At 43.0% G+C, this 12,383-nt stretch carries 15 protein-coding genes and 2 pseudogenes; 14 read left to right on the top strand and 3 right to left on the bottom strand.

Annotated elements, in window-relative coordinates; all coding sequences use genetic code 11:
• Positions 1-15: 15 nt before the first annotated feature.
• A pseudogene (locus AC0WRU_RS17545) lies at positions 16-132 on the bottom strand (helix-turn-helix domain-containing protein); the annotation flags it as partial.
• 255 nt (positions 133-387) lie between these two features.
• On the opposite strand from AC0WRU_RS17545, the gene AC0WRU_RS17540 reads away from it, so the two are divergent.
• The 7 genes from AC0WRU_RS17540 (at position 388) to AC0WRU_RS17510 (ending at position 5,202) form a co-directional block, all read left to right on the top strand.
• A complete protein-coding gene (locus AC0WRU_RS17540; protein ID WP_476125736.1) occupies positions 388-1,278 on the top strand; it encodes a LysR family transcriptional regulator in 891 nt (296 codons plus the stop codon).
• Between the two features lie 165 nt (positions 1,279-1,443).
• The gene (locus AC0WRU_RS17535; protein WP_476125735.1) at positions 1,444-2,373 is read left to right on the top strand and encodes an SDR family oxidoreductase; all 930 of its coding nucleotides are present in this window, start codon (positions 1,444-1,446) and stop codon (positions 2,371-2,373) included.
• A gap of 369 nt (positions 2,374-2,742) precedes the next feature.
• Complete coding sequence (locus AC0WRU_RS17530) at positions 2,743-3,510, top strand: isocitrate lyase/PEP mutase family protein (RefSeq protein WP_476125734.1); 768 nt, start codon at positions 2,743-2,745, stop codon at positions 3,508-3,510.
• 33 nt (positions 3,511-3,543) lie between these two features.
• The gene (locus AC0WRU_RS17525; RefSeq protein WP_476125733.1) at positions 3,544-4,104 is read left to right on the top strand and encodes a bifunctional transcriptional activator/DNA repair enzyme AdaA; all 561 of its coding nucleotides are present in this window, start codon (positions 3,544-3,546) and stop codon (positions 4,102-4,104) included.
• A 23-nt stretch (positions 4,105-4,127) separates the two neighbouring features.
• Complete coding sequence (locus AC0WRU_RS17520; RefSeq protein WP_476125732.1) at positions 4,128-4,613, top strand: methylated-DNA--[protein]-cysteine S-methyltransferase; 486 nt, start codon at positions 4,128-4,130, stop codon at positions 4,611-4,613.
• Positions 4,614-4,626: 13 nt separating this feature from the next.
• Positions 4,627-4,914, top strand: coding sequence for a hypothetical protein (locus tag AC0WRU_RS17515; protein WP_476125731.1), 288 nt, complete (start codon positions 4,627-4,629; stop codon positions 4,912-4,914).
• Positions 4,915-4,938: 24 nt separating this feature from the next.
• Positions 4,939-5,202, top strand: coding sequence for a hypothetical protein (locus AC0WRU_RS17510; RefSeq protein WP_476125730.1), 264 nt, complete (start codon positions 4,939-4,941; stop codon positions 5,200-5,202).
• Positions 5,203-5,229: 27 nt separating this feature from the next.
• Here the strand turns inward: AC0WRU_RS17510 and AC0WRU_RS17505 are convergent, their stop codons facing one another.
• Positions 5,230-5,790, bottom strand: coding sequence for a DUF1541 domain-containing protein (locus AC0WRU_RS17505; protein ID WP_476125729.1), 561 nt, complete (start codon positions 5,788-5,790; stop codon positions 5,230-5,232).
• Positions 5,791-5,975: 185 nt separating this feature from the next.
• On the opposite strand from AC0WRU_RS17505, the gene AC0WRU_RS17500 reads away from it, so the two are divergent.
• From AC0WRU_RS17500 to AC0WRU_RS17490, 3 genes and pseudogenes are all read left to right on the top strand, one after another.
• A complete protein-coding gene (locus AC0WRU_RS17500) occupies positions 5,976-6,236 on the top strand; it encodes a hypothetical protein (RefSeq protein ID WP_476125728.1) in 261 nt (86 codons plus the stop codon).
• 52 nt (positions 6,237-6,288) lie between these two features.
• A complete protein-coding gene (locus tag AC0WRU_RS17495; RefSeq protein ID WP_476125727.1) occupies positions 6,289-6,633 on the top strand; it encodes a hypothetical protein in 345 nt (114 codons plus the stop codon).
• Between the two features lie 80 nt (positions 6,634-6,713).
• Positions 6,714-7,510: pseudogene (locus tag AC0WRU_RS17490) on the top strand (hypothetical protein).
• Positions 7,511-7,539: 29 nt separating this feature from the next.
• On the opposite strand, the gene AC0WRU_RS17485 reads toward AC0WRU_RS17490, so the two are convergent.
• Positions 7,540-7,962: a hemerythrin domain-containing protein gene (locus AC0WRU_RS17485; RefSeq protein WP_476125726.1), complete on the bottom strand. Its 423-nt coding sequence runs from the start codon at positions 7,960-7,962 to the stop codon at positions 7,540-7,542.
• Between the two features lie 169 nt (positions 7,963-8,131).
• Between AC0WRU_RS17485 and AC0WRU_RS17480 the strand changes: the two genes are divergently transcribed.
• The 4 genes from AC0WRU_RS17480 to ric all read left to right on the top strand — a co-directional run bounded on the left by AC0WRU_RS17480 (position 8,132) and on the right by ric (position 12,266).
• Entirely contained in the window at positions 8,132-8,920 is a 789-nt protein-coding gene (locus tag AC0WRU_RS17480; protein ID WP_476125725.1) for a YwiC-like family protein, read from the top strand.
• A gap of 14 nt (positions 8,921-8,934) precedes the next feature.
• On the top strand, positions 8,935-10,050 hold the full coding sequence (locus tag AC0WRU_RS17475; RefSeq protein WP_476125724.1) for a TIGR04053 family radical SAM/SPASM domain-containing protein: 1,116 nt from the start codon (positions 8,935-8,937) through the stop codon (positions 10,048-10,050).
• The gene (gene hemG / locus AC0WRU_RS17470; protein ID WP_476125723.1) at positions 10,034-11,455 is read left to right on the top strand and encodes a protoporphyrinogen oxidase; all 1,422 of its coding nucleotides are present in this window, start codon (positions 10,034-10,036) and stop codon (positions 11,453-11,455) included. The genes AC0WRU_RS17475 and hemG overlap by 17 nt, the downstream gene beginning before the upstream one ends.
• Before the next feature lie 109 nt (positions 11,456-11,564).
• Positions 11,565-12,266: an iron-sulfur cluster repair di-iron protein gene (gene ric, locus AC0WRU_RS17465; RefSeq protein WP_476125722.1), complete on the top strand. Its 702-nt coding sequence runs from the start codon at positions 11,565-11,567 to the stop codon at positions 12,264-12,266.
• Positions 12,267-12,383 lie beyond the last annotated feature (117 nt).

The raw sequence follows: 12,383 nt of genomic DNA, 5'->3' as shown, positions 1-12,383 counted from the left end.
AAGTCTGCGTCTACTCTACTGCGACATGACGGGTATATTTGCAATCGTCAGCATCCCCATTTTTCTGTCTTTACGGTCAAACAGTAAGGTATTTAATTCGTTTTCCAGCGATTTGATCTGTTTGGAAAGGGAGGACTGGGTAACTCACAATTCAGCGGCTGCCAGTGAAAAACTGTTGTATTTGCGGATGGCAAAATAATATTAGAGCTGTTCTATATGCAATGCTATCGCCGCCTTGTTTTTAGAAGATATCCGTTATTATATCATAAGCAAACTAGCAAATTTCTTTAGTTCCTGGGAGGGGTGAGCTGAGATCAGGTATAATGAATACATAAATTATGAATTTCAAATCTTGATGCATTTTGTTGCCTTTTACAGGAGGAACCTATGAGTCTTACAAAGTTAAATTATTTTGTGTCCGTTGCTGAGCTTTCAAGCTTTACCCAAGCGGCCAAAAAACATTATATATCTCAAACCGCAATCAGTCAGCAGATCGCTTCTTTGGAAAAAGAACTTAATATAAAGCTGTTTGATCGTACCATAAATCCCATTCAACTGACCGAAGCCGGACAAGTTTTTTATAAAGACGTCAAAACGATGTTGAGCCAATATCAAAATGCCATTCAAAAAGCGCAGCATACCTATAAAAATCAAAATCGCATCCTTACAGTAGGATATTCCAGTTTTTTCGAAATTCAGCTCATTTCGGATATTGTTGTAAAATTTCAAGAATTGCACCCGGAGGTCGAAATTACATTTATCAAGAAAAATATTGACGACCTGTTGAGTGCCTTGGGTAATGGAACCTGTGATGTTGCATTCGCCACGGATTACGCCTTTGATGAGAATAACAAAAAAATCAAACAGTATCCAATATTTAAAGGCAGCATGCTCTTGGGCGTGGGGAAAAAGCATCCCAAAGTGAATCAGAAAACGATTGAATCCAAAGAGCTTCAGCATGAAAAAATTATTTTTCTGAGTGAAGAACCTTCCTCTCTGGCTTTGAAAGGGATGATTGAAAATTGCCGTGCTGACGGCTATGAGCCTTGTATTATTGAGAAGGTTTCTACGCTGGAAACGCTGATTTTACTGGTAGAATTGCATAGAGGAGTTGCCTTTTTCCCCAACGTGCCTCAAGTTACTCAGGATGACAGAATCTCATATCTATCCATTACGAACTCCCCGCATCATTTTCAAATCGTGGTGGGATATCCGTCCAAATCTCTGAACACGTTAACGGAAAGCTTCCTATCGTATGTGAAAGAGACCATTGTATAGTAGATTGGCAGATACGTGACGCCTCATAAGTTTAACTTATGAGGCATAATTATTTTATGTTATGCCTAGGTGGAGCTTTAATTTAAAATAAAGATAACAAGTCGAGACTAGATTTGTGAAAATAATTACTAATAGACTGAGAGCAAAACAAAGGAGCTGTTGGACATGGCGAATGTACAGGGAAAAACTATTATTACAGGTGTAGATGGACAATTCGGAAGCAGCGTGGCTAAAGGGATTCTCAAAACGGTAGCACCTGAAAGTCTCATTTTCACAAGCCCTAGTCCGGAGAATTTGGAACAATATAGAAAATTAGGTGTGGATGTCAGAAAAGCAGACTTTAATAGCGTGGAATCTATTAAAGACGCTTTTGAAGGCGGGGAGCAGTTTTTCCTGGTTTCGATGCCGATTATTGGAGAGAAACGGGTACAAATGCATAAAAATGCGGTAGATGGCGCAGTAGCGGCGGGCGTAAAGAAAATCGTGTACACGTCCTTTTTGGGTGCAGGGGATGATGAAAACCCTGCTCTGGTTACCGTAGACCATCGTATTACCGAAAAATATGTTCAACAATCCGGCTTGAAATGGAATTTTATGCGTGACAGTCAATATTTTGAATCGTTGCTTCGCTACGGATTGCCGGATGCCCTGAATAAGGGTGAATGGATTTTCAATTATGGAGAAGGAAAATGCGCGTTTATTTCCCGTGAGGATTGTGCCAAAACGGCTGTTGCACTACTACTCGGCAAGGGTGAAGATAATACGACCTATGATGTTACAGGGCCTGAACTGCTTTCACCCGATGATATTGTGCGCATCACTACTGAGATCACAGGTAGACCGCTTCGTTTTGTAAATAAGACGGATGATGAAATGTATGCACTGTGGGATAGTCTGGGCGTACCGAGAAACACAGATCAAGGGATGAAAAATTCACCGATTCCTTGGTGCAGTGATGATATGGTGACTGGCGGACGCGCCCTTCGTGAAGGTCTGATGGCAGTGCTCAGCGATGATGTAGAAAAATTGACTGGCGAAAAGCGCAAAACCATTCGTGAAATGATACAAGAAGCTTATGATCACGGTGAATTGTAATTATAATAGTTAAGGCATATGAAATTGAACAGAGGCCCCTTTCGAGGAGCTTCTGTTTTTTATACTGCGAAAAAGTACATTTAAAACGCATGGCATATTTCATTAAAATTAAATTTAATTTTTTAATATAGCCTTGAAAAAAAGGAAAGCTAGATCATGAATTGGTCTACCACGTTTCCTTTTTCTGGAGTATGGTAACGCGCATTTGTTCTGGTTTGTGTAGTAGGTATTTTGGATTCAGATTCAGAGATTCGGCCAAAGTGGCTTAATGCCTCAGTGGCTTTACAGACCATAAGTGCAAGAATGAGGACGAAACAAAGATAGCCTCTTGATAAAATGAGTTACATCACATATCAGGAGGCTATATTTATGAACAAAATCCAGCACTTTCATGCACTTCACACATCAGAGGAACTTTTATTTTTAGGTAACGCCTGGGATTTGCTATCTGCGGTGGCTCTGGAGAAAGCAGGCTTTAAGGCGATCGGTACGACGAGCTGGGGAATTGCCAACACGCTTGGATTTTTAGATGGAGAGCTTATTGATTTTGACCAGCATGTAAGCATTATTCGGACGATTACTGAGCATGTTCAGATTCCAGTGTCGGCAGATATTGAGGCAGGATATGGGGAGGACACGGCAACGATTGTTGAGCATATTTTAAGGGTAGCCGATGTGGGAGTTGCAGGGATTAATATTGAAGATTCATTAAAACAGCAGAAGGGACTTCGAGAGGTGGGTTTGCACAGTAACTTGTTGTCCAAAATAAGAGCAGCCTTGGATGCTCGTGGGTTTAAAGAGTTTTTTATAAACGCAAGAACGGATACATATTTGCAGATGGATACCCCACTTTCAGAGACCATAGAGCGGGCCAAAGCGTATGTGGATAGTGGTGCGAGCGGAATTTTTGTTCCAGGCTTAAAGAGTGATGAAGAGATCAGGGAAGCTGTGTTTCATATACATGCTCCGCTTAATATTTTATCCTTGCCGGGTCTGACGAATGTCCACCAGCTTCACCAGTTAGGAGTTAAACGGTTTAGCTTTGGAAATGCATTTTCTGATAAGATAATAGTTGCTTTGCAAAAGAACGCCGAACAGTTGATAGAGCTTCAAGATACATCACATTTATATAGATGAGGATGAACTATAGAAAGGACAGAATATTCGATCATGGCTAACCTTAGTCTTTCTTTTGAAGAAATGTGGGAGAAAATTATAGCGTGTGATCGTAAATATGACGGATTGTTTTTTACCGCTGTGAAAACAACCCGAATATACTGCCGACCTTCCTGTCGATCCAAAAAGCCGAAAAAAATAAATGTGGAGTTTTACTTTGATCTGGACACAGTGGAAAAGGCGGGTTTTCGTGCTTGTAAAAGATGCCAGCCCCATACAGACCATTCGCCGTATATCAGGCTTGTACAGAATGTGGTTACCTTCTTGGTCAATCATTACAAGGAAAAACTTGTATTGCAGGATATTGCGGATCATGTTGGAATAAGCTCTTTTTATTTGGATCGGATCTTTAAACAGGAAACCTCCGAAACCCCGCGTACGTATTTGGAAAAAATAAGAGTGGATAAGGCAGCCTATCTTCTAAAAAGTACAGATCTTACGAATCTTGAGATTTGCTATGAGACGGGCTTCCAAAGTCCCTCCAATTTCTATAAGGCGTTTCGCAGCTTGAAGCAATGTTCTCCTAGTGAGTATAGGAAGTTGAGTAAGGAGTAGTTCAAGGAGGTTGTTATCCATTTATGAGCAAGCAATATGTATTGAATTATGTATCGCCGATTGGAGAGATAGAAATACAGGGCACAAATGAGGCTGTATATTCTATCATGTTCTCTGATCGGGATGTGCCCATAACCAGAATTAAGGAAGAGGCTTCACCTCAGGTTTTAGAGGAATGTGCGAGTCAGCTTGACGAGTATTTTAAAGGTGAGCGCCATGAGTTTACGTTTTCCTATGCCTTTGAAGGTACAGACTTTCAGCAAAGAGTATGGAATGCACTGATGACCGTAGGCTACGGTGAAACGTCAGCTTATAAAGATATTGCCCTCGCTATTGGAAATGAAAAAGCGATCCGAGCCGTAGGCAGTGCTAATGGCAAAAACAAGCTGAGCATTGTGATTCCATGTCACCGAATTATCGGTTCAAATCAGAAACTAACGGGCTATGCAGGGGGTCTGTGGAGAAAAGAATGGTTGCTTCAGCATGAGAAGCGTTTTCAGAGATCATAAGGAGGGTTCATGGATGAGAGACATATATTTGAAAGAGTTTAAGCCGGAGAGCTGGGCCAACACGGTTCAGATCTATCAGGAGCGATATGATCAGGTGGATTCGGCTATAAGAGCAAAAGTGGCCGAGAGTAAAATTCCAAAGGAGATTCAGATTGTGCTGCTGCCCGATATGGGCGAATATTTGCTGACTTGGATGGACCGAAAAGTCCCCGCACTCGGCAACGATACACCGTCGGATTATTTGAAAAGCGAAGAAGGGACTAAAGTTTTGAAGGCGGCCATATTGCGTATGCCACGTTAAACAAACCGACCAAAGGAGATACATATGAACAGAGCGCGAATGATGGCTACGATGAATAAACAGATAACAGAAGTAGCGGAAAGCCGTGTGGCAGCTGATTCATTCTTTGTGGATCGCTTTCATGTGGATCGCTTTCATATAGAGGAATGTTATAAGACGAAATCCGAAGAAGCGGCTTTTTTTATCACTATGGCGTCGGAAGGAATCGCGTCTGATTTTGAAGCTTATGCTCTCAAATTTACAGTTAAAAGGCGCACCCATTCCGGGGACGCCTTTTTTATCATATAACATTTGATGAAATGGACAATCATGAATTTAGGTTGCGGCAAGCTCGCTTTCTGTCACCCATTTGTGGTTTTTAACAGGCTCTCCCCCGGTAGTCGGCGTGTAATCAACCATGTACACTGTTGTTGGCGTTGCTGTATCAATGGTGGCCTTTGTCCCCTTCATTCCTTTCATATGATCAGCCGTCAATGTAACCTCAGTGCCCGGTGAATACGGGTCGCTGCCCGCATCTTGAATTTCTTCTTGAATGACCCATTTGTGATCGGTGACTTTCTCCCCGCCTGTCGTAGGAGTATATGAAACCGTATAAGCAGTGGTGGTATAAGCGCCCGTTATGGTAGCTGTTGCGCCATCCATACCTGGCATGTGATCCGCTTTAATTATGGCCTGACTGCCTACTTTGAAGGTCGGGTTATCAGCTGTTTTTAATCCGTCAGGAACTTCATTGGAAGCGGAATGGTTCATGTCGCTTGCAGTATGTTGCTGACTGTTGTTTGCTGTATGTTCTGGTTCTGTAGTGCTTTCGTTACCGCATCCACTCAACATAAGTATGGCAGCAGCGCCAACGAGTAAAGCCCAATGTTTCTTCATCGTCTACAACTCCTTTAATGTTTTTTTTACCCACTCTAACAATATACCCTAGTGGGGTATATTGCAAACGATAATAAATGACGAAAGTGAGGACAGCGTCCTTCAATTATTTCACTCTTGGAACATATAAAAGCTGAACTCAAAAAAGGTACTTTTTAAGTTCAGCTTTTATAGTAATCAATGCAATGCTTATGATCATATCTGTGATCGTATTGCTGGCAGCAGGCATCGTTGCGGCGGTGGAATATTTACAACCAGAACGACGTTTGCTGCAAGTGCTGGCGAATGCCATGTTTGAATATTGGGTTCCCTCTATCACTTTGCTCAGTGTTGTATTCGTGGGTGTGATCGTTCTTGCCATCATTAGAAATGTTTATGCCAAACAGTTACATACGCGCGTGCTAGATCGGGCCTGGCAGGCCATTTTCAATCATGTGGACAAATGAGGACAGAGAGCAACCGTAGGAGATTGGCATAATAGCTGAAGGAGTGGCAGCAATGAATGACTGGGAATCGGGAATCATTCAGGTCGATGGTGAGCGTGCTATTTACTCATCTTTAACGGAAGATCAGTTGTTAGAGACCACTTGGTATTCGTTGGAGATTTCGCTCCGGGGCGATGAATTTCCAACTTCATGGGATAACTGGTCTGAGGAAGGGGAGAGGAAGCGGCAAAGAGAGCATGATCGTTTGTTACAACAGCATTTGTCCGTAAAGCCAAGTTATCGACAGACGAAGCCTTATCCCTACACAGAATACGAATTGAATTGTGGGAAAATATATTCCTATTTCGATCCCAGATCAGGAAATACAGCAATTGCGTTAAAATATAGAGACGAATAGCGATCTTACATAGAGCACACCTGAACCCTGCTCTTTATGTTGGTTGGTGGGGATGTTTGGACGCATAAGGGAGATGTGTTATGGATAAAAAGGCAAAGAAAATACTTATGAACACCTTCTGGTCTTCCGCCGGCTGGAAACAGCACCAGTGCCCTTTTTCCGGTGAGGATTTTGAATATGCCAAAAGTAAGGGCTTGATGTTCGATCCGATCACCATTACACATAACGAGATTATAAACAGGTTACATGAGCTGCACCAGCAAAAGGCTACAAAAGAGCGAGTGGCAGCAGCGTTTTTGCACAGTCTTTCCACGAAAAAGGTTCATTTACGAAGCGCCTTATCGAGCTGGGCATTAACCGCTGGGCTTCCTTTGCACACCTATGGGGAGCGGCCTGTCGTCCTGCCCAATTACAGTAGCTGTGGGGATTGTAATTTTAATAAAATGATGTCCGATAAGGAATACGTCAATGAAGAATTGAATGTACTGAATTTTGAACGAATCAAATGGGGCGGTGTTCGTCTGAATCACCTTCTTTATTGCTGGATGGACCTTGAATTGTCAGTCAAGAAGAGGATGTTCAGGTTTCCGATGAGGATCTGGCTATACTTCATAACATGCTCGAAGCTGTTCAGAACTGTGATGCTCAAAGCAGTGCACGTCAATTGGAAAAGCGCTGGAAGGATGTGTTTCCATCCAGCAAAAACGAGCGTGATGTAGTCATGGAGGTGTGGGGATATGCCGGACTGCTGGTCCCACAGGACACGCCTCGTAAACGACAGAACGGCAATCATGATTTTTATTCCGTAGCAACTTGGCAAGGAGATGACGGATACTCGCAGGAGGCGTTGGACTATTTCTTCGGTACATTTTTATAGAGAAAGTGAATCGTTACGCCACATCTTGATCATGACGATTCCTCAAACAACAAACGTTCTTCTTCCCGACTATGAATGGCATTGACAACCAGAAGCGTGTGGAACTGCTGAAGAACTTCAGGCGTAAGCCCTTCTTCACGGATCCCGGCTTTGAGCTCTTTTACAATGATTCGGAGCAGATCATGATCCCGTGTAAGTTTGACAACAGCCTCCTGCAGCTCCGGTTTTTTCTCGACCATTTCCTGATAGAATCCTTCCTCTTCTGCATCAGCATGGCTGAGAATGCGGGTTTCCCAATATTCGATCAAGTGGTCGGCAGCCTGGCGCGCCACCTTGAATTCTTTTGCTTCGAGTAATTCCTCTACTTCTCTCGTCTTATCTAGAGCGCCAGATAGCCCGCCTTGATGAATGGCATGATGAGCATGCAGTTGACGTAAAGAAGGTCCTCCCATAACAGTTCATCCTTTCTTTGTTCCCTTTTTTAGTACAGTATAGCATAAGAAAATAGCGCTATTTTTCCGGTTAGGATATTCCCCCCTAAGGAAAAGGGAACTCCCTAATTGGTTCAATTTCATATAATACTTAGAATGAAGTTAGAAGATAAAACTTAATCTTGGGGGAATGGTTGATGAATCGATTAACCGAAATAACAGACATACAAAAGATTGTGAAAAAAGGATCAAGGGTTTGAAGGGGATGAGCAGATACATACCCAATCAACATGGAGCCTGGGCCATGCTCATTCTTCCATTTTTATTCGGTTTAGCTGCTTCTCGAGGGGAACTCATTCATATACCACTATTTGTGTGCTGGTTTTTTATCTACTTATTCAGTTTTCCTGTTCTCCAATGGATCAAGACAGGCAGCAGTGAAAGATACCGCAAACCCGCCGTTGTATACGGAGTGATATTACTTCCTTTGTTAATTTCACTGATATGGATTGAGCCTGCCTTGATCTGGTATGGAGTTCTTCTATTGCTTTTTTTTATGGCTAATATTTATTTTGCAAAAACGAAAAATGAACGTGCTTTACTCAATGATATTGTTGCAATTCTACTCTTTTGTTCTTTTATATACCCCGTTATTTATATGGGGGGAGGAGAGGATTGGAGAGTAGCAACAGAGCTATTCTTGCTTTTGGTGCTTTACTTTATCGGAACTGCTTTCTATGTCAAAACGATCATTCGTGAAAGAAAAAATATACGTTACCATTATGCTTCCGTTATCTATCATTTGGTGATTTTGTTGTTTGCTACTTGGTTAAAGTTACCTCTGTTTGTTCCTTTTTTGATTTTTTTGATACGAGCCATATGGCTTCCTAAACTCGGATTAAAAGCAAAACAAGTTGGCATGGCGGAAATTGGATTTTCAATGATGCTCTATGTTTTTGTGTTGTTTTTATACTTCTAAAAGGAGAGACATCAATGATATCTTTGAAAACGCCGCGTGATTATCATACAGACCCGTTTATAGTCATCTGGGAGGTTACACGAGCTTGTGCTTTAAAGTGCCTTCACTGTAGAGCGGAAGCTCAGTACAAGCCTGATCCTCGCCAACTGACACTAGAAGAAGGTAAGAAGCTTATAGATCAAATCGCTGAAATGAATCATCCGTTGGTTGTATTCACAGGCGGAGATCCTTTAATGCGTCCTGATCTGTTTGAACTGGCTCAATATGCAATTGAAGAGAAAAAGCTGTCGGTTTCAATGACCCCCAGTGCCACCCCTAAAGTGACACGGGCAGCGGTTGAAAAAGCAAAGCAAGTTGGGTTATCGCGGTGGGCGTTTAGTCTCGACGGTTCATGTGCAGACATTCACGATCATTTTCGGGGTACTCCGGGTTCTTACGATACGACCATGCGAGGAATTGGTTATTTAAAGGAACTGAATATCCCTATTCAAGTGAACACTACGGTGTCCCGGTACAATCTTCATGATCTGGAGCAAATTGCAGAAAGGGTAAAGGAAATGCAGGCCGTGTTATGGAGTTTATTTTTCCTTGTTCCAACCGGACGTGGCATGGAGAAAGATATGATTACTCCTGATGAGCATGAAGCCGTAATGAAATGGTTGTATCAAATACAGCAACAGATGCCGTACGGCGTGAAGGCTACAGAAGCTCCTCACTACCGGAGGGTTGTACTGCAGGAAAAGCACAGAGCAGGTGAGAGCAGTGTAGCAGACGGACAAAAGAGGGCAGATGTTTTAGGACGTGCTCCTAAAGGCGTAAATGACGGAGATGGATTTGTTTTTATTAGTCATATCGGTGAAGTATACCCGAGCGGTTTCCTGCCTCTTATATGCGGGAATGTACGAAAGGATAGCCTGGCAGATATTTATCGCAACTCTCCGATCATGATCAATCTTAGAGATAAGTCCCTACTTAAAGGTAAATGTGGAGTCTGTGAATTCAAGGCCGTCTGTGGGGGATCCAGAGCAAGGGCTTTTGCAATAACAGGAGACTATTTGGAGAGTGACCCTTATTGCGCTTATATACCCGGGGTTGGAGAGGAAAAGTGTTTTCATGAAAAAAAGTTCTAAAAAAGTCGTTATTCTCGGTGGAGGAATAAGCGGTTTAAGTGCTGCCTTTTATGTGAAAAAGCTGGCTGAGGATAGGCATCTTGAAGTGGAGATTACATTGGTGGAGAAGAGCGACCGTCTGGGAGGAAGGCTGCAAACTGTTCGCCAAAACGATTTTATGATCGAAAAAGGACCGGATGCTTTCTTGGCCAGAAAGACGGCAATATTGGATCTGACCATGGAGTTGGGGCTGGAAGCAGAGCTGGTATCGACAAACCCGAAAGCCAAATCTGCTTGCATTTTGCATAAGGGCAAACTTCATACGATGCCGATGGGCTTCATTCTGGGCATTCCAACGAAGCTCACCCCTTTCATTCGGACAGGGCTTATTTCTCCGCTGGGAAAAGCACGGGCAGCCCTGGATTTAATCATTCCGGCGAAGAAAGGTGATGCGGACGAATCTTTAGGTGATTTTATCAAACGGCGTCTCGGCAAAGAAGTTCTGGACCAGATTACAGAACCTCTGCTGTCTGGAATTTACGCTGGCGATACACACTCTCTGAGCCTCATGTCAACCTTCCCTCAATTTAAGCACATGGAACAAAAGCATGGAAGTCTGATTAAAGGTATGTCTAAAGGAGCTGGGAGAAAGCCGGCTGTACAAGACAAACTGCCGGATATCGCTAAGAAAAGTATGTTTCTTTCCTATCGACAAGGATTGTCTTCAATCGTGGAGCGGTTAAAGGAAAGGCTCGATACCGTACAATTTGTTATGGGACAAGGTGTAGTTGAAGTAAGGAAAGAAAGCGGTTATCAGGTCATTTTAGAACATGGACAAAAAATAGATGCGGATGCGGTGATCTGCGCTGTTCCAGCTTTTGAAGCGGCTAAATTATTCTCCGGTGTTGCAAGCGCTAGCTGGTTAAACAAGATTAACTATGTTTCCGTAGCCAATATTGCCCTTGCTTATAAAAATACAGATCTTAATCTTGCTTTTGAGGGAACGGGATTTCTGGTACCCCGCAAAGAAGGCAAAATGATTACGGCATGTACATGGTCTTCGACAAAGTGGAGCCATACTGCTCCTGAAGGATATACACTTTTACGGACCTATATTGGACATGCAGGCGCACAGGAGTGGATTCAGATGACAGACGATCAACTTGTGGATGCCGCGCGCAAAGATTTGAAAGATTTAATGGGCCTGAAAGCGGAACCGGAATTCGCCGAAGTCAGCAGGTGTGATCGATCGATGCCGCAATATCCGATTGGACACAAAGAGCATATGGCGAGGGTGAGACAGGACTTCGCACAGTATTTACCGGGTGTTTTTCTATGCGGTGCCGGCTATGGGGGCGTTGGAATTCCAGATTGCATCGCTCAAGGGAAAGAAGCGGCTGAACAATTGCTTTCTGATTTTTTATAATCAGGCTCTTTCGACTAATGAAAGAGGGAACCCCCTGATTGGTTCAGCTTTAAGGGAGACGTAGAATGAAAGTTGAGTATAAAATTGAAGTAAGATGGAGGAATGGACGATGAGCCAGTTAACGGAAGAAACATGGGTAGCGGACATTGTGAAGGAAGTACCAAAAACAGGAGATTTGTTCCGTAAACTGCGGATTGACTTCTGCTGTGGCGGGAAAATATCGCTCCGTGAAGCGGCTGCCGACCGAGGTCTCCATGCTGGTGAACTGCTGGCGCAGGTGCATGAAGTGGAGGAAAGTCAGACACAGCAAAAACAAATGCAGCCTTCTTCACTCGAACCAAAAGAACTAATCGCCTATATCCAGGATGAGTATCATACAAAGCTTCGCGAAGAACTATCGGCGCTCACGCCGTATGTAACCAAACTAACGCGGGTTCACGGCGAACGTTATCCGCATCTAAAGCGAGTTAATGAACTGTTCACCTTGCTTAAACAGGGATTATCGGAACACATTCAAAATGAGGAAAACCTTGTGTTTCCGATGATTCAAGCGTTTTTACAGGAATCGACAGTTGAACGGGCAGAAGCACTAAATCCGTATTTATCCAAGTTGCAAGACGAGCATCAAGCTGTGGTGGAATTACTGAAGGAACTGCGCTTGATCACAAACGGTTTTGAGCCGTTGCAGGAGGCTTGTGGTACGCATCGGCTCGTATTGAAGCGGTTAGAAAATCTGGAAGCAGATATTTTTAATCATATTCTTCTTGAAAATTGTACACTATTCGAACGTACGAGACAGGCACAGCAATAACGAAACCCATCACATAATGATGAACTAAACCATTGAGGAGTCGAACATAATGCAAAAATCAACCCAATCGGGGGGGTTAAAGCTTCAAAACATAGCCGAGATGCTGAAGTATGGATT

The organism is Paenibacillus sp. 1-8 (assembly GCF_056316205.1).
Note: the sequence above shows the minus strand (reverse complement) of the source record. Positions and strands in the feature narration are given on the sequence as shown.

What these genes read in the sequence shown, in the direction of transcription:
- AC0WRU_RS17515 (WP_476125731.1), top strand. Translation starts at nt 4,627, where the DNA reads ATGAGAGACATATATTTGAAAGAGTTTAAGCCGGAGAGCTGGGCCAAC.
- AC0WRU_RS17520 (WP_476125732.1), top strand. Translation starts at nt 4,128, where the DNA reads ATGAGCAAGCAATATGTATTGAATTATGTATCGCCGATTGGAGAGATA.
- AC0WRU_RS17480 (WP_476125725.1), top strand. Translation starts at nt 8,132, where the DNA reads ATGGTTGATGAATCGATTAACCGAAATAACAGACATACAAAAGATTGT.
- AC0WRU_RS17540 (WP_476125736.1), top strand. Translation starts at nt 388, where the DNA reads ATGAGTCTTACAAAGTTAAATTATTTTGTGTCCGTTGCTGAGCTTTCA.
- AC0WRU_RS17530 (WP_476125734.1), top strand. Translation starts at nt 2,743, where the DNA reads ATGAACAAAATCCAGCACTTTCATGCACTTCACACATCAGAGGAACTT.
- AC0WRU_RS17535 (WP_476125735.1), top strand. Translation starts at nt 1,444, where the DNA reads ATGGCGAATGTACAGGGAAAAACTATTATTACAGGTGTAGATGGACAA.
- AC0WRU_RS17500 (WP_476125728.1), top strand. Translation starts at nt 5,976, where the DNA reads ATGCTTATGATCATATCTGTGATCGTATTGCTGGCAGCAGGCATCGTT.
- AC0WRU_RS17525 (WP_476125733.1), top strand. Translation starts at nt 3,544, where the DNA reads ATGGCTAACCTTAGTCTTTCTTTTGAAGAAATGTGGGAGAAAATTATA.
- AC0WRU_RS17495 (WP_476125727.1), top strand. Translation starts at nt 6,289, where the DNA reads ATGAATGACTGGGAATCGGGAATCATTCAGGTCGATGGTGAGCGTGCT.
- AC0WRU_RS17505 (WP_476125729.1), bottom strand. Translation starts at nt 5,790, where the DNA reads ATGAAGAAACATTGGGCTTTACTCGTTGGCGCTGCTGCCATACTTATG.
- ric (WP_476125722.1), top strand. Translation starts at nt 11,565, where the DNA reads ATGAGCCAGTTAACGGAAGAAACATGGGTAGCGGACATTGTGAAGGAA.
- AC0WRU_RS17475 (WP_476125724.1), top strand. Translation starts at nt 8,935, where the DNA reads ATGATATCTTTGAAAACGCCGCGTGATTATCATACAGACCCGTTTATA.
- AC0WRU_RS17485 (WP_476125726.1), bottom strand. Translation starts at nt 7,962, where the DNA reads ATGGGAGGACCTTCTTTACGTCAACTGCATGCTCATCATGCCATTCAT.
- AC0WRU_RS17510 (WP_476125730.1), top strand. Translation starts at nt 4,939, where the DNA reads ATGAACAGAGCGCGAATGATGGCTACGATGAATAAACAGATAACAGAA.
- hemG (WP_476125723.1), top strand. Translation starts at nt 10,034, where the DNA reads ATGAAAAAAAGTTCTAAAAAAGTCGTTATTCTCGGTGGAGGAATAAGC.